This window comes from Curtobacterium sp. MCPF17_050 (genome assembly GCF_003224435.2).
Classification (GTDB): domain Bacteria; phylum Actinomycetota; class Actinomycetes; order Actinomycetales; family Microbacteriaceae; genus Curtobacterium.
The window spans coordinates 865,407-880,306 of sequence record NZ_CP126250.1; the positions used below are offsets into that span (position 1 = coordinate 865,407).

At 72.2% G+C, this 14,900-nt stretch carries 16 protein-coding genes; 7 read left to right on the plus strand and 9 right to left on the minus strand.

What is annotated here, in order from left to right:
* Positions 1–43 precede the first annotated feature (43 nt).
* From dapE to DEJ34_RS04180, 3 genes are all read left to right on the plus strand, one after another.
* A complete protein-coding gene (dapE, locus tag DEJ34_RS04170) occupies positions 44–1,126 on the plus strand; it encodes a succinyl-diaminopimelate desuccinylase (protein WP_110911550.1) in 1,083 nt (360 codons plus the stop codon).
* Positions 1,123–2,370, plus strand: a complete 1,248-nt coding sequence (locus DEJ34_RS04175; RefSeq protein WP_258368348.1) for a putative hexosyltransferase — start codon at positions 1,123–1,125, stop codon at positions 2,368–2,370. The genes dapE and DEJ34_RS04175 overlap by 4 nt, the downstream gene beginning before the upstream one ends.
* A gap of 106 nt (positions 2,371–2,476) precedes the next feature.
* Positions 2,477–2,647: a DUF3117 domain-containing protein gene (locus DEJ34_RS04180; protein ID WP_017887054.1), complete on the plus strand. Its 171-nt coding sequence runs from the start codon at positions 2,477–2,479 to the stop codon at positions 2,645–2,647.
* 246 nt (positions 2,648–2,893) lie between these two features.
* On the opposite strand, the gene DEJ34_RS04185 is transcribed toward DEJ34_RS04180, so the two are convergent.
* The gene (locus tag DEJ34_RS04185; RefSeq protein ID WP_110823687.1) at positions 2,894–3,526 is read right to left on the minus strand and encodes an O-methyltransferase; all 633 of its coding nucleotides are present in this window, start codon (positions 3,524–3,526) and stop codon (positions 2,894–2,896) included.
* Between the two features lie 63 nt (positions 3,527–3,589).
* Here DEJ34_RS04185 and DEJ34_RS04190 point away from each other — a divergent pair, with 63 nt between their 5' ends.
* Positions 3,590–3,967: a twin-arginine translocase TatA/TatE family subunit gene (locus DEJ34_RS04190; protein ID WP_110911549.1), complete on the plus strand. Its 378-nt coding sequence runs from the start codon at positions 3,590–3,592 to the stop codon at positions 3,965–3,967.
* Positions 3,968–3,989: 22 nt separating this feature from the next.
* Here DEJ34_RS04190 and DEJ34_RS04195 read toward each other — a convergent pair whose 3' ends face one another.
* The 3 genes from DEJ34_RS04195 to DEJ34_RS04205 are packed head-to-tail and all read right to left on the minus strand — an operon-like array spanning position 3,990 to position 7,033.
* Positions 3,990–5,150 carry an Mrp/NBP35 family ATP-binding protein gene (locus DEJ34_RS04195; protein ID WP_110901307.1) on the minus strand — a complete coding sequence of 387 codons (1,161 nt, stop codon included), beginning with the start codon at positions 5,148–5,150 and terminating at the stop codon, positions 3,990–3,992.
* Positions 5,143–5,655: a DUF1003 domain-containing protein gene (locus tag DEJ34_RS04200; protein WP_110823991.1), complete on the minus strand. Its 513-nt coding sequence runs from the start codon at positions 5,653–5,655 to the stop codon at positions 5,143–5,145. The genes DEJ34_RS04195 and DEJ34_RS04200 overlap by 8 nt, the downstream gene beginning before the upstream one ends.
* 46 nt (positions 5,656–5,701) lie before the next feature.
* Positions 5,702–7,033 carry a magnesium transporter MgtE N-terminal domain-containing protein gene (locus DEJ34_RS04205; protein ID WP_110823690.1) on the minus strand — a complete coding sequence of 444 codons (1,332 nt, stop codon included), beginning with the start codon at positions 7,031–7,033 and terminating at the stop codon, positions 5,702–5,704.
* 92 nt (positions 7,034–7,125) lie between these two features.
* On the opposite strand from DEJ34_RS04205, the gene DEJ34_RS04210 reads away from it, so the two are divergent.
* Positions 7,126–8,460, plus strand: a complete 1,335-nt coding sequence (locus tag DEJ34_RS04210; protein ID WP_110911548.1) for a general stress protein — start codon at positions 7,126–7,128, stop codon at positions 8,458–8,460.
* Positions 8,461–8,732: 272 nt separating this feature from the next.
* On the opposite strand, the gene DEJ34_RS04215 is transcribed toward DEJ34_RS04210, so the two are convergent.
* Positions 8,733–9,206: a GNAT family N-acetyltransferase gene (locus tag DEJ34_RS04215; protein ID WP_220032820.1), complete on the minus strand. Its 474-nt coding sequence runs from the start codon at positions 9,204–9,206 to the stop codon at positions 8,733–8,735.
* A 10-nt stretch (positions 9,207–9,216) separates the two neighbouring features.
* A complete protein-coding gene (locus tag DEJ34_RS04220) occupies positions 9,217–10,701 on the minus strand; it encodes an aminopeptidase P family protein (RefSeq protein ID WP_110911547.1) in 1,485 nt (494 codons plus the stop codon).
* 176 nt (positions 10,702–10,877) lie between these two features.
* Between DEJ34_RS04220 and DEJ34_RS04225 the strand changes: the two genes are divergently transcribed.
* Positions 10,878–11,750 carry a PHP domain-containing protein gene (locus tag DEJ34_RS04225; protein WP_110823693.1) on the plus strand — a complete coding sequence of 291 codons (873 nt, stop codon included), beginning with the start codon at positions 10,878–10,880 and terminating at the stop codon, positions 11,748–11,750.
* Between the two features lie 148 nt (positions 11,751–11,898).
* On the opposite strand, the gene DEJ34_RS04230 is transcribed toward DEJ34_RS04225, so the two are convergent.
* A complete protein-coding gene (locus tag DEJ34_RS04230) occupies positions 11,899–13,422 on the minus strand; it encodes a DEAD/DEAH box helicase (protein WP_110911571.1) in 1,524 nt (507 codons plus the stop codon).
* 87 nt (positions 13,423–13,509) lie between these two features.
* Here DEJ34_RS04230 and DEJ34_RS04235 point away from each other — a divergent pair, with 87 nt between their 5' ends.
* A complete protein-coding gene (locus tag DEJ34_RS04235) occupies positions 13,510–14,220 on the plus strand; it encodes a ferritin-like fold-containing protein (RefSeq protein WP_258365742.1) in 711 nt (236 codons plus the stop codon).
* A 104-nt stretch (positions 14,221–14,324) separates the two neighbouring features.
* On the opposite strand, the gene DEJ34_RS04240 is transcribed toward DEJ34_RS04235, so the two are convergent.
* Together DEJ34_RS04240 and DEJ34_RS04245 are read right to left on the minus strand one after the other, a co-directional pair.
* Entirely contained in the window at positions 14,325–14,621 is a 297-nt protein-coding gene (locus DEJ34_RS04240) for a hypothetical protein (protein WP_110823694.1), read from the minus strand.
* 11 nt (positions 14,622–14,632) lie between these two features.
* Positions 14,633–14,857 carry a DUF3107 domain-containing protein gene (locus DEJ34_RS04245; protein WP_110823695.1) on the minus strand — a complete coding sequence of 75 codons (225 nt, stop codon included), beginning with the start codon at positions 14,855–14,857 and terminating at the stop codon, positions 14,633–14,635.
* Positions 14,858–14,900: the final 43 nt, after the last annotated feature.

Below are 14,900 nucleotides of genomic sequence, written 5' to 3' on the forward strand. Positions count from 1 at the left end.
ACCGCGGCAGCGGGACGACAGGGCCGGCGGATAAGGTGACCGCATGCCGCAGCCGCTCGACCTCAGTGCCTCGTCCATCGACATCACCCGCGCCATCTGCGACATCGAATCGGTGTCCGGGAACGAGGGTGCGCTCGCCGACGCGATCGAGGCCGCCCTCGCCCCGCTCGCGCACCTGGACGTGGTGCGCGACGGGGACGCGATCGTGGCGCGGACGGACCTCGGTCGGGAACGTCGGGTCGTCATCGCGGGGCACATCGACACCGTGCCGCTCAACGACAACCTGCCGACCGAGTTCCGCACCACCGAGGACGGCACCGAGATCCTCTGGGGTCGCGGGACGGTCGACATGAAGGCCGGTTGCGCGGTGCAGCTCAAGCTCGCGGTGGACCTCGTCGCGCCGAACGTCGACGTCACCTGGGTCTTCTACGACCACGAGGAGGTCAGCGACGCGCTGAACGGCCTCGGTCGTCTGGCCCGTACCCGGCCCGAGCTCCTTGCCGGCGACTTCGCGATCCTGGGCGAGCCCTCGGGAGCGCAGATCGAGGGCGGCTGCAACGGCAACCTCCGGGCCGAGATCCGCACCTCCGGGAAGCGCTCACACAGCGCCCGGAGCTGGATCGGCGACAACGCCATCCACAAGACCGCCCCGATCCTCGCGACCCTCGCGGCGTACGAGCCTCGGACCGTGACGGTCGACGGGCTCGAGTACCGCGAGGGCCTCAACGCCGTGGGCATCTCGGGCGGGATCGCCGGCAACGTCATCCCGGACGAGGCGATGGTCCACGTCAACTACCGCTTCGCGCCGTCCCGCTCCGCAGACGAGGCCGTCGCGCACATCCGCGAGCTCTTCGACGGGTACGACGTGACGATCGTCGACCTCGCCGCTGGAGCCCGCCCGGGTCTCGACGCGCCGCTCGCCCAGCAGTTCGTCGCGGCCGTCGGCGGACCGGCCCCGCGCCCCAAGTACGGCTGGACGGACGTCGCCCGCTTCTCCGCGCTCGGCGTCCCCGCGGTCAACTACGGCCCCGGTGAGCCCGTCTTCGCACACCACGACGACGAGCAGGTCCCCGTCGCCCAGATCGCGGCCGTCGAGGACGGACTGCGGCGGTGGCTGACGGCGTGACCACCGCCTCCACGGCCGTGCCCCGTCCGCGGGCGTCGAGGGCGGCACTGACGTGGGTCGTCGTCCGGTGGCGGCTCGTCCCGTGGTGGCTGCGCATCACGGTCGTCTACACCCTCTCGCGGGTCCTGACGACGGTGATGATGTCCGGCTTCGCCCGGATCCAGGCGGCGAACTCGTTCACCGTGCAGAACCCGACGTACCTGTCGTTCGCCTCGATCTGGGACGGCGCCTGGTACCGGGTGATCGCCGCGAGCGGGTACCCGTCGACCCTGCCCGTCGACGCCGCGGGACACGCGACGGAGAACGCGTGGGCGTTCATGCCCGCGTACCCGTTCACGGTCCGGGCGCTGATGGCCCTGACCGGAGCGTCCTTCGAGTTCGTCGCCGTGTGGGTCTCCCTGCTCTCCGGCTGGGGCGCCGCGCTGGTGTTCCGCCGGCTGATGGGCCGGTTCCTCGACCCGACCCGCGCGACCTTCGCCACCGTGCTGTTCTGCGTCGCGCCGGTCTCCGTCGTGTTCCAGGTCGCCTACGCCGAGGCGATGGGGGTCCTGCTGCTGCTCGTCGCCCTGCTGCTCCTGGTGCAACGGCGGTTCTGGGCGATGCTGCCCGTCGTCCTGCTGCTCGGGATGACCCGGCCGACCGGGCTCGCCTTCGCGCTCCTCATGGTCCTGTTCGTGCTCGTCGGGGTCCTCCGGCCGGCGTGGCTGCGGATGCCGGAGCGACTGACCCCCCGCACCGCGGTCGCACCGGCCACGGTCGCGGTGGTCTCCGGACTCGTCGGGCTCGCCTGGCCCGCGGTCGCCTGGGCGGTCACCGGTGTCCCGAGGGCCTACACCGACACCGAGCTCGCCTGGCGGTCGTCGTACATCGGTTGGGGCGAGCTCGTCCCGTTCACCCCGTGGGTGCAGGGCTTCGGGTGGTGGTTCCACCAGCCGGCGGGGGCGATCCTGTTGGTCGCGGTGCTCCTGGGGTTCGCCGCCGTCGTCTTCCAGCCCGCCGCCCGGAGCATCGGCCTCGAGCTGCGGCTCTGGGGCGTCGCGTACCTCGTGTACCTGCTCGCGGTGTTCTTCCCGCAGTCGAGCACGTGGCGCATCCTGCTCCCGATCGCACCCCTGCTCGGCGTCGTCGCACTGCCACGGTCGCGGGTCTACCGGGTCGCACTCGTGGTCCTCGCGGTCGTGCTGCAGTGGACCTGGCTGTACTTCTGCTGGTGGGTCGACGGGTACGACTGGACCCCACCGTGACGCCCTGACCCGACCGCTCGGAGCACCCCCGACCGGGGCGGTTTCGCAGTCGCGCCTGTCTACGGGATAATGGCCCCTGTTCGTACTGCACGAAAGGGGACATCTGATGGCAGCGATGAAGCCGAGGACCGGCGACGGGCCGATGGAGGCTGTCAAGGAGGGTCGACTCATCATCGTGCGGGTTCCGCTCGAGGGTGGAGGCCGCCTGGTGGTCTCGGTCAACGACGCCGAGGCCAAGGAACTCCACGACGCACTGGCAGAGGTCGTCTCGGCCTAGTACGTCGACGCACCACCACGGAAGGCCCGGGACGCGTACGTCCCGGGCCTTCCGTGCATCCGGGCCTTCCGTGCGTCCGGGCCCGCCGCTGAGCGGGCCTCCGGCAACGCCCCGGCGCCCGGCCCGAGACGCGGTACCACGACCCTGCAGGACCCGGGACGGTACCTGCGGCACCTGGAGTGAGGCGGCCTCTCGGCCGACGGACCGACCCGACTGACCGGATCAGACCGAGCGATGCCGACCGCGTCAGGCCGTGAGCTTCGTCATCTGCAGCAGCCCGTCGCCCGCGGGGGAGAGGGCGCTGCGGACGGCGCCGGAGGTGGAGACCTCGGTGAGCAGCAGGCGGAAGTCCGTCGTCGCCCGGTCGCGCTTGACCGGGTCGGCGACCTTGCCGCGCCACAGTGCGTGCGGGACGAGCACGGTACCGCCGGTCTTCGCCAGGCGCAGGCCGTGCTCGACGTACTCGATGACGTGCTCCGGGTCCGCGTCGATGAGCACGACGTCGTAGCTGGCGTCGTTCATGCGCGGCAGCACCTGAGCGGCACGACCCGGGATGAGCCGGACCCGACCCGGCGCGGTGCCGGCGGCGATGAACGCGTCCCGGGCGTACTGCTGGTGGTCGATCTCGACGTCGATCGTCGTCAGCGTGGCATCGGGCGCGCCCGCGAGCAGGTACAGCCCGGACACGCCGAGACCCGTCCCGATCTCGATGATGCTCGTCGCCCGGGACGCCGCGGCGATGACGCTCATCTGCGCACCGATCGCCGGGGAGACCGGTTCCACCCCGAGCTCGAGGGAGTGCTCACGCGCACGGGCGACACCATCGGGTTCGGAGACGATGTCCTCCGCGAACTTCCAGTTCGAGTCTTTCTCTGACACGCACACTCCTCGTCGGTCAACTCTACGGGTGACTCGCCGGGTCCACGCGTTAGGCTCGCTCCCGTGAACATCCAGCTCGACAAGATCCTGATCATCGGGATCATCGCCGTGCTGTTGCTCGGGCCGCAGCGGCTGCCCGTGTACGCCCAGAAGCTCGCCGAGTTCGTGAAGGCCGTCCGCCGGTTCGCGGACAGCGCCAAGGAGCGGATGCGCGAGGAGATGGGCCCCGACTTCGACGACGTGAACTGGCAGAAGCTCGACCCGCGTCAGTACGACCCGCGCCGGATCATCCGGGACGCCCTGCTCGACTCGCCCTCGTCCGGGGCCGAGACCGCGACGGCGACGGCGGCGACCGTCACCGCCGCGAAGGTGCGGGCACCGGCGCCGGTCGTGCCACTGGCTGCGGGCGAGCCCGCGCCGTTCGACGTCGAAGCGACCTGACCCGGACCTCGTCCGTCGTCGCTCAGGACAGCGACAGGCCGAGCTTCCGGCCGGCGAGTCCCCGACCCATCGCGGTGAGCCGGTCGGCCACCGCGTCGAGCGCGACCGCCGCGGGGTCCGACGGGTCACCGAGGACGACCGGGAGGCCCGCATCGCCGCCGGCGCGCAGCGGCACCGAGAGCGGGACCCGGCCGAGCACCGGCACGGGGGCGTCTTGACCGCGGGAGAGTCGTCGGGCGGTCTCGTCGCCGCCGCCCTCGCCGAACAGGTGCAGCACGCTGCCGTCGGGCTGCACGAGCCCCGCCATGTTCTCGACGACGCCGATGACCTTCTGCCCGGTCTGCCGCGCGACGATCCCGCTCCGCTCGGCGACGTCCGCCGCGGCCGCCTGCGGGGTGGTCACGACGAGCACCTCGGCGTGGGGGAGCAGCTGGCCGACGGAGATCGCCACGTCGCCGGTGCCGGGCGGCATGTCGAGCAGGAGCACGTCGAGGTCGCCGAACCACACGTCGGACAGGAACTGGTTCACCGTCCGGTGCAGCATCGGGCCGCGCCAGGAGACCGCGGTGGAGACGTCGTCGACGAACATCCCGATCGAGACGACCTTCACCTCGTGGGCGACCGGCGGCAGGATCATGCTGTCGACGCGGGTCGGCCGCGGGGCGACGCCGTGCTCGTCAGTGAGCCCCATGAGCCCCGGGATGCTGAACCCGTGCACGTCGACGTCGACGATGCCGACCCGCTGCCCCCGACGCGCGAGCGCCGCCGCCAGGTTCGCCGTCACGGTGGACTTGCCGACGCCGCCCTTGCCGCTCGTCACCGCGATGACGCGGGTCAACGAGTCCGGGGTGAACTGGACGCCCTGGGGACGACCCTCGCGCAGCCGCTCCGTGAGGGCGCGACGCACGGCGGGGTCCATCACGGACACGTCGACGTCGACCGCCGCGACCCCCGCCACGGAACCGGCGGCGGCGCGGACGTCCCGCTCGATGGTGTCGGCGGCCGGGCACCCGACGATCGTGAGTTGCAGGTCGACGCGCACCGAGCCTCCCGGCTGGACGTCGACGCCCCGGATCATGTCGAGCTCGGTGACGGGCCGGCGGATCTCGGGGTCGAGGACACGACCGAGCGCAGCGAGGACCGCGGCGCCGAGCTGGTCCTGCGCGGTGGCGCCGTCAGCCACGCGTCACCGAACGCTCGTGGCCGCGGTCGTCCAGGTCGTCGAGGTCCTCGGGGTCGCCGTCGCGGCGGTCCAGTTCCTCGAGCAGGGAGCGGAGCTCGGCACGGATGAAGTCCTTCGACGCCATGTCCCGCATCGCCAGGCGGAGGGCGACGACCTCGCGGGCGAGGTACTCGGTGTCCGCGAGGTTGCGCTCCGCCCGCTGCCGGTCCTGCTCGAACTGCACGCGGTCCCGGTCGTCCTGCCGGTTCTGCGCGAGCAGGATGAGCGGCGCCGCGTACGAGGCCTGCAACGACAGCACCAGGGTCAGCGCGGTGAAGCCGATCGCCGCCGAGTCGAACTGCCACGACTTCGGCGACAACGTGTTCCACCCCATCCAGAGCACGCAGAACAGGGTCAGCCCGATCAGGAACCAGGGCGTGCCCATCGCACGGGCGATGCCCTCCGTGGCGCGACCGAACGCGTCGCCGCGTCCGCGTCGGCGGGTGGGCAGCACACGCGTGCGCATGCCCTTCGGGGAGTCGAGGCGTTCCTCGGGCCGCTCCCGGCGGTTCTCATCTGGGCGTGCCACGATTCGTCCTCCTTCCCGAGGGGATCGCCGTGCGGCGGGTGCGGGTCCGTGGTCGCGACGCGGCGCCGGGGTTGGCGTCGGCCGCGTCCTGACTCCGCCAGTCGTCCGGGAGGACGTGGTCGAGGACGTCGTCGATGGTCACCACCCCGACGAGTCGGTGGGCGTCGTCGACCACGGGGACGGACAGGAGGTTGTAGGTCGCCATCACCCGGGTGACCTCGGCCGCGCTCGCGTCGACCTCCACCGGCTCGGTCTGCTGGTCGATGAGGGTGCCGAGGCGTTCGTTCGGCGGGTACCGGAGCATGCGCTGGAAGTGCACGAGCCCGAGGAACCGTCCGGTCGGCGGCTCGTACGGCGGGAGCGTGACGCACACCGCGGCGCCGAGCACCGGGGCGAGCTCGTGACGGCGGACCAGGGCCAGGCCCTCGGCCACGGTCGAGTCCGCGGACAGGATCACCGGCTCGGTCGTCATGAGACCACCGGCGGTGTCCGGCTCGTACTCGAGCAGCATGCGGACGTCCTGCGCCTCCTCCGGCTCCATGAGCTCGAGGAGGGCTTCGCTGCGCTCGTCGGGCAGCTGGGCGAGGAGGTCGGCCGCGTCGTCCGGCTGCATCTGGTCGAGGACGTCGGCGGCACGGGCGTCCCGGAGCGCGGACAGGATCTCGATCCGCTCCTGGTCCGGCATCTCCTCGAGCACGTCCGCGAGGCGGTTGTCCGGCAGCTCCTCGGCGACCTCGAAACGGCGCTCGGACGGCAGGTCGAGCAGGGTCGACGCCAGGTCGGCGGGCACCAGGTCGGAGTAGGCGGCGATGACGTGCTCGGCGGACTGGGACTCGCCGGGGAGCTCGTCCTCGGTGACCTCGTTCCAGGTCGCGAACGTCGTCGGGCCCTTGCCGAACGGGGACGGCGTGGTCTTCGGCTTGCGGAGGAAGAGCTGCGCGATCGACCAGTCGCCCTGCCCGTGGTCCTCGATCGCCACGTCCTCGATCGTCGCCCGGATCTGCTCCTTCTTGATGAGGACCTTGCGGCCGAGGATCTCCGCGATCACCCGGACCTCACCACCGCGCTGCTCGAAGCGGCGCATGTTGACGAGCCCGGTCGTGATGACCTGCCCGGCGCCGATCGAGGTGATCCGGCCGATGCTGACGAAGATGCGGCGCTTGCCGGGGACCTCGACGATCAACCCGACGACCTGTGGGGCGTCGACGCGGCGGTACACGACGAGGACGTCACGCACCCTGCCGACACGGTCGCCCGCGGGGTCGAAGACGGAGCACCCGGCGAGGCGGGCGACGAAGACCTTCGAGGCGCTCACCCGTCCAGCGTAGTCGCTCGTCCGGGCGTGCTCGCCGCCCCTTCCCTGGTGGTTCTCGTGTGATCGCAAGGACTCCGGTGGATGATGACTGGGTGAGTACTCAGAGCCCCTTCGGCGGCCGCACGGCACAGGCGTTCCCCACCCTGCCGCGCGGTGACGTCCTCGGCACCTACGACAGCTACCCCGAAGCACAGCGCGTGGTCGCGAAGCTCGCGGAGTCGGACTTCCCGGTCGCGAAGCTGTCCATCGTCGGCAACGACCTCAAGACCGTCGAGCGCGTGACCGGCAAGATGACCTACGGACGAGCAGCACTCGCGGGTGCACTGTCCGGGCTCTGGCTCGGGTTCTTCTTCGGCATCGTGCTGACGCTCTTCTCGCCGCAGGCCGGCGGGCTCTTCCTCCCCGCCGCCGTCATCGGTGCCGGGTTCGGCATGCTCTACGGCATCGTCTCGTTCGCGATCACCAAGCGACAGCGGGACTTCACGAGCATCCACCAGGTGCTCGCCACCACCTACCAGATCGTCGTCGACCCGCAGCTGTCCGGTCAGGCGCAGCGGATCCTCGGCCAGGGCGGTGCGATCCAGCACACGTCGTGGGACCAGCCGAACGCCGGCGGGTACGGCGGACAGCCGGGACCCGGGCAGAAGGGGCAGGACCAGCTCGGGCAGCGCCCGGGACAGCAGCAGTGGCGTCCGGGGCCCGGTGGGGTGCCGCCCCAGCAGGGGCAGTACGGTCAGCCGGGGCAGTACGGCGCGGGCCAGCCGGGCGCAGGTCAGCCGGGGCAGTACGGTCAGCCGGGACCGTACGGTCAGCCGGGCGGGGGCGCGGGCGCTGGCCAGCCGCCGCAGTACGGTCAGCCGGGCGCCGGCCAGCCGGGCCAGTACGGGCAGCCGAGCCAGCAGCAGTGGCGCCCGGGCGGTGCGCCGCAGGGCTCGCCCTACGGTGGGCACGCCACCCCGCACCAGCCGGCAGGCCCGGCGCAGTCCGGCGGACCGGCGCAGTCCGGCGGACCGGCGCAGTCGGGCGGCCCGACTCGGCCCGGCGACTCGGCTCAGCAGCAGGGCGGGGACGGGTCATCGCGGCCGGACGACACCCGCGGACAGGCGCAGGCCGGGCCGCGGTACGGCACGAACGACGGGCCGCGGTACGGCACGAACAACGGCGGTGCCCGGACGGCGCCGACCGGTGACCCTGCCCCCGGGGCCGGCCAGCGCTCCACCGCACCGCGGTACGGCACGAACGAGGGCGCTGCCCGCACGCCGGACGCCGACGCGACCGCTGACCAGACGCAGCGTCCGTCAGCGGCGACCCGCAGCTACGGCACGAACGACGGCCCGCGGTACGGCGAGCAGGCCCCGGCGCCGTCGGACACGGACGGCGCCGCGGACGACACGAACCGGCGCGAGGACGACGACAGCCGCGCGTGAGCGGTCCCGCTCCGGACGGTGCCACCGTCGGGAGTGAGCGGACGACGACGGGCTCCTGGCCGGTGCTGCACCGACCGGGAGCCCGTCGTCGTGTCCGGTGTCGCGCATGGGCGATCGCGCCCGCTCGGCGCGGCCCGCGGTCTGGTTCGACCCGGCGGGCTGGTCCGACCTGGCGGACTGGTGTGGCCTGGCGGGCTGGTCCGACCCAGCTGGCGGGTCGGGCTTGGCGGACTGGTGCGGCCTCGCTCGCCGTGTCGGCGGACCGTGTGGGCTCAGAGGATCTTCGAGAAGCAGACCGACCGGGCTGCACCGACGTACGGCCCGAAGTTCGCGATCCGTCGGAAGCCCTCGCGCTCGTAGAACCGGATGGCGCCCTTCTGCTCCGTACCGGTCTCGAGGACGAGCGCCGGTGAGCCGAGGTCGAGCGCCGCTTCCTCCAGCCGACGCAGGATCAACGCGGCGACGCCGGAGCCGCGGGACTCGGTCCGGACGTACATGCGCTTGACCTCCGCGATGCCGTCGTCGACCAGTCGCAGCCCGCCGCACCCGACCGGGGTGCCCGCCTCGTCGCGCGCCACGAAGAACACCGCGATCGAGTCGGCCGTCGGCTTCGGACCCGGCTCGGTGTCGGCCCCGTACGTGCTGTCGATCTCGATGCGCTGGGCCGCTCGCAGCCGCTGGGCGTCGGGCGAGTCGAAGTGCTCGACGTCGATCAGGAAGGTGCCCGAGGGGGCTTCAGCGCTCACGAGGCCCAGGCTAGCGCGCGGACCTCGCGATCCACCCCTCCACTTCCGAGGGGGTCCGGGGGATGTGCACCGACAGGTTCTCGGCGCCGTCCTCGGTCACCAGGATGTCGTCCTCGATCCGGACACCGATCCCACGGAACTCCTCCGGGACGGTCAGGTCGTCCTGCTGGAAGTACAGGCCGGGCTCGATCGTGAACACCATGCCGGGCTGCACGATGCCGTCCAGGTACATCTCCCGGCGGGCCTTCGCGCAGTCGTGCACGTCGAGGCCGAGGTGGTGGCTCGTGCCGTGCACCATGTAGCGGCGGTGGAACTGGTTGTCCGGCTGCAGGGACTCCTCGGCGGAGACCGGCAGGAAGCCCCACTCGGCGGTCTTGCGCGCGATGACCTCCATCGCGGTCGCGTGCACCTGCCGGAACGTGATGCCCGGCTCCACGATCGCGAACGCGGCGTCGGCGGCCTCGAGCACGGCCTCGTACACCATGCGCTGCACGGGCGAGAACGTGCCGCTGACCGGCAGGGTACGGGTGATGTCCGCCGTGTAGAACGAGTCGACCTCGACCCCGGCGTCGATGAGGATCAGGTCGCCGGGCTGTACGGCACCGTCGTTCCGGGTCCAGTGCAGGATGCAGGCGTGGTGGCCCGCGGCGGCGATGGTGTCGTAGCCGACCGTGTTGCCGTCGGCACGGGCGCGACGGTTGAACGTGCCCTCGACGATGCGCTCGCCGCGAGGGTGTGCGAGCACGGCGTCGAAGTCCGCGATGACGTCGTCGAAGCCGTGGCGGGTCGCGTCGACGGCCTTGCGCAGCTCGTGTACCTCGTAGGCGTCCTTCACGAGGCGGAGTTCGGACAGGTCGCGGGACAGGACGTCGTCCGTCGCGGGCGCACCGTCCTGCTCCGGCGCGCCTCCGACCGTGGTGCCGAGGCGCTCGTCGAGTGCGCGGGTGAACCCGGGGTCGGCGTCGCGGACCACGAGTGCGGAGGCGTCGAGCCCGGCGAGTGCGGCGTCGAGCGCACCGAGGTCCGCCGTGGCGACACCGAGGTCCGCGGCGACCTCGGCCAGGGAGGGGCGCGGTCCGACCCAGAACTCGCCGATCTCGGGGTTCGCGTAGAACTCTTCGGAGTCACGGCCGGCCGTGGCGCGGAAGTACAGGGTGGCGTCGTGGCCGTCGCCGTTCGGCGCCAGGACGAGCACGGAGCCGACGACGGTGTCGGTGCCCCAGCCGGTCAGGTGGGCGAACGTCGAGTGCGGGCGGAACGGGTAGTCGCAGTCGTTCGAGCGGACCTTCGCCTGGCCGGCGGGCACCACGATCGTCCGACCGGGGTGCAGTCCGGAGAGCCGGGCGCGACGCGCGGCGGCGAAGGCGGACTGCTCGCGCGGGGCCGGCAGCGGGCGCTCACGCTCGGCCCAGTTCGCAGCGATGTGGTCCTTGAAGACGGACGAGCCGGGGGTGGTGGAGCGGTTGCTCGTCGCGCGGGGAGTGGTGTCGGCCATGTCCCCATCATCGCACCGCTGCACCGAGCGGGGTCCGGCAGCGCAGTCCGGAACCGCAGGGACCCGCTACGGGGTCGCAGCCGTGCGGTGACGCGAGCGCAGCACGAGGAACGGCGCGCGGGGAGGGGCTCTGAACGGCGTCCGACCGGCCGTCGACGTGTCGGTAGCATTGCCGCGTGCCTGATCCGTTCATCGACCTGCACGCTCACTCGAGCGTCTCCGACGGCACCGAGCGCCCGGCCGACCTCGTCCGCGCGGCGGCGGCGAGCGGACTCGACGGTGTCGCCCTGACCGACCACGACACCACAGCCGGGTGGCACGAGGCCGCCGAGGCGGTCCGGCAGCTGCCGATGACCCTGGTGCCCGGGCTCGAGCTCAGTACGCGCATCGGATGGCGGAGCGTGCACGTGCTCGGCTACCTGGTGGACCCGGCGGATCCCGGACTCGCGGCCGAGACCACCGCGATCCGTGACGGCCGCCTCACCCGTGCCCGCAGCATGGTCGACGCCATCGGCCGCGACCACCCGGTCACCTGGGACGACGTCCTGGCGGAGTCGAGCGAGGGGGCGACGATCGGACGTCCGCACATCGCCGACGCCCTGGTCCGACTCGGCCTGGAGCCCGATCGCAGCGCAGCGTTCCGCGGCATCCTGCACCCCTCCTCCGGCTACTACCAGCCGCACGACGCCCCGACCCCGCTCCGTGGCGTCGAGCTCATCCGTGCCGCCGGCGGTGTGCCCGTCATCGCGCACCCGGCCGCGTCATCGCGGGGGATCGTGATCGACGAGCCGATGCTCCGCGAGCTCGTCGACGCGGGCCTCGGCGGACTCGAGGTCGACCACCGCGAGAACAGCGCGGACGGCAAGCGGACGCTCCTGGACTGGACCGGTCGGTACGGCCTGTTCGTCACGGGTTCGAGCGACTACCACGGCGAGGGCAAGCCGAACCGCCTCGGCGAGCACCGCACGGCCCGACGCTCCTTCGACGCGATCGTCGACCAGGCGACCGGCAGTGCGCCCGTCGTCGGGCCCGGATCCCGCCTGTCCTGACCGTCGGCCGGTCCGTCGGACCAGGCTCGGGCCTCCCGTCCTCGTGGAGCGGGGGCGGCCGGTGCGGCGTCGGCGCCGGGCTGCGTCCCGGACCCGGGGACGACGAAGGCCCCGTCACGCTCGTGACGGGGCCTTCGGCCTGGAGGCGCTACTCGCCGTCCGAGGAACCCTGCGGTGCCGAGGCGGTCGCCTCGGACGAGCCGGTGCCGCCACGACGTCGGCGGCGGCGACGGCGCTTCTGAGCGCCGTCGGCGGTCTCGTCACCCGCGGGGGAGGCGGGGGCGGACGCACCGCTCGGGGCAGTGGCTTCCGCTACGGGAGCGGAACGCTCCGGTCGGTCTGCCGAGGTGCGGCGCGAGCCGGACTCCTCGGAGCCCGACGACCGGGTGCGGCTGCGTGACCGCGAACCGCCGGCGCTGCCGGAGGCGGAACCCGAGCGACCTCCGGACGCCGGCTTCTCGCTTCCGGCGGTCGCTGCGCGCGGCGAGGTGCCGGGCAGGCGACCCTTCGTGCCGGCCGGGATGTCGAGGTCGGTGAAGAGGTGCGGCGACGACGAGTACGTCTCGACGGGCTCGGGGATGCCGAACTCGAGCGCCTTGTCGATGAGCGTCCACTTGTGCAGGTCGTCCCAGTCCACGAACGTGACCGCGATGCCCGTCTTGCCGGCACGGCCGGTGCGACCGGCGCGGTGCAGGTACGTGTCCGGGTCGTCCGGGATCGTGTGGTTGATCACGTGCGTGACGTCGTCGACGTCGATGCCACGGGCGGCGACGTCGGTGGCGATGAGGACGTCGCGCTTGCCGGCCTTGAAGGCGGCCATCGCGCGCTCGCGCTGCTCCTGGTTGAGGTCACCGTGGACGGCGGCGGCGTTGAACCCGCGGTCCTTCAGCTCCTCGACGATGCGGGCGGCGGCGCGCTTGGTCCGCGTGAAGATGACGGTCTTGCCGCGGCCCTCGGCCTGGAGGATGCGGGCGATGACCTCGTCCTTGTCCAGGGAGTGCGCGCGGTAGATGACGTGCTTGATGTTCGCCTGCATCAGACCCTCGTCGGGGTCCGTCGCGCGGATGTGCACCGGACGCGACATGAAGCGGCGTGCGAGGGCGACGATCGGGGCGGGCATCGTGGCCGAGAAGAGCATCGTGTGCCGGACGGCCGGGACCGCCTGGAAGATCCGCTCGATGTCGGACAGGAAGCCGAGGTCGAGCATGCGGTCGGCCTCGTCGAGGACGATCTCCTGCACGTGCGACAGGTCGAGGAGACGCTGCCGGTGCAGGTCGATGAGTCGACCGGGCGTGCCGACGACGATCTGGGCGCCGGCCTTGAGCTGCTCGACCTGGCCCTCGTACGCCTTGCCGCCGTAGATCGACACGAGCTTCGTGGGGCGGTTGACCATCGCGGACTCGAGGTCCTCGCTCACCTGCACGGCGAGTTCGCGGGTGGGGACGACGACGAGCGCCTTCACCCCCGGCCCGGGGTCGGCGCCGATGCGCTGGATCAGTGGCAGGCCGAACCCGAAGGTCTTGCCGGTGCCGGTCTTGGCCTGACCGATGATGTCCTGGCCGGTCAGGGCGAGCGGGATCGTCTGCTGCTGGATCGGGAAGGGCTCGATGATGCCCTTGCTCGCGAGCGCATCGACGATGTCCTGCTCGATCTGGAGTTCTGAGAAAGTCAAGAAGTTCACCCTGTTCGTGGGGAGGAGTCCCGGCCAGTCTACCGACGTGCCGGACGAGGACGAGCCGACCCGTATGCTGGTCGTGTGGTGTCGTGGTGGAACCGGAAGCGCGCTGCGCAGCTCGCCGCGGCCTGGCTCGCGTCGCGGAACCCGCGCGGCGGTGCCGTCGAGCGTCTCCGGCTCGACGACGTCAGCCCCGAGCTCGACGTGTACCTCGGCCAGGCCGCCTACCTCCAGCTGTCGCTGTACGAGACGATGGGCCGCGCCGGAGCCGGTGCCCCGACGCTCTCCGGCCGGCTGGTCACGGGCGTGCTCGCGACCACCGCACTCGAGCGGCACCGTGCCATCGTCGCGGAGATCGAGCGGGGCGGGCAGGAGCCGGCCGACCTGATGGCGCCGCACCGCGAGGCGATCGACCGGTTCCTCGAGCGGACGAACGGTGCCGACTGGTACGAGTCGATGCTCACCGGGTACGTGACCGCCGGCATCCTCAACGACCTGTTCGCGAACCTGCTCCGGTCGCTCCCGATCGACGTCCGGCAGCGCCTGCGCACCGTGTTCGACGCCCGGGAGGAACCGGCCGTGGTCGAGGAGCTCACGGCACGCATCGACGAGGACCCGGTCGTGGCGTCCCGTCTCGCGATGTGGGGGCGGCGCCTGGTCGGGGACACGCTCCTCGTGGCGCGGTCGGCACTCGCCTCGCACGCCCGCGAGGACCAGGAGCGGCTCGAGCCGGTCTGGACCGAACTGATCGCGGCGCACACCCGGCGGATGGACGCGCTCGGCCTCACGGCCTGATCGGCCTGACGGCCTGATCGGCTGGACCCGCGCGCGTGTCGACGACGGCGAGCAGCGGTCCGCGGATCACGGTGAGCAGCGCCACGGCGAGTAGCCGGACGGGCTCAGGCGCCCTGCTTGACCAGACGCTCGTAGTGCGCTTCGTCGGCAGCGGTCCGACGGCGGCCGAGCACCACCTGGACCACGAGGGCGACCGCGGCGGCCCCGAGCAGCGCGACGACCCAGATCCAGGTGCCGTCGTACGGCCACCCGGCCCAGGTCAGGACCTCCCAGAGGACCGCCGCGGCGATGCCGCCGACAGCCGGGCCGACCAGCACGCCACGGGTCGTGCGCAGCGGCACGACCACGTGGGCGACGGCCCCGAGCAGGATCCCGCCGAGGACGGCGAAGAGGAGCTCCACGCCCGGGAGGGTCAGGCGACGAAGCCGATGCGGCGGGACTCCTCGGAGCCCACCTCGACGTACGCGAGCGACGCGACCGGCACGATGAACCGGCGGCCCTTGTCGTCCTTGAGGGACAGGTGCGTGGCCTTGGCCGCGAGGGCCTCGGACACGGCGGTCTCGATCTCGTCGGCGGTCTGGGCCGTCTCGAAACCGATCTCACGCGGGCTGTTGATGATGCCGATCTTGATGTCCACGAGGTCAGCGTAGTCGAGCGCCCCCGGGCTGCCCGGAGCGTTC

Excerpts from the sequence above, each read along its gene's own strand:
- DEJ34_RS04220 (WP_110911547.1), bottom strand. The coding sequence starts at position 10,701 with ATGGCCGACACCACTCCCCGCGCGACGAGCAACCGCTCCACCACCCCC.
- dapE (WP_110911550.1), top strand. The coding sequence starts at position 44 with ATGCCGCAGCCGCTCGACCTCAGTGCCTCGTCCATCGACATCACCCGC.
- DEJ34_RS04200 (WP_110823991.1), bottom strand. The coding sequence starts at position 5,655 with ATGCGCACGCGTGTGCTGCCCACCCGCCGACGCGGACGCGGCGACGCG.
- DEJ34_RS04180 (WP_017887054.1), top strand. The coding sequence starts at position 2,477 with ATGGCAGCGATGAAGCCGAGGACCGGCGACGGGCCGATGGAGGCTGTC.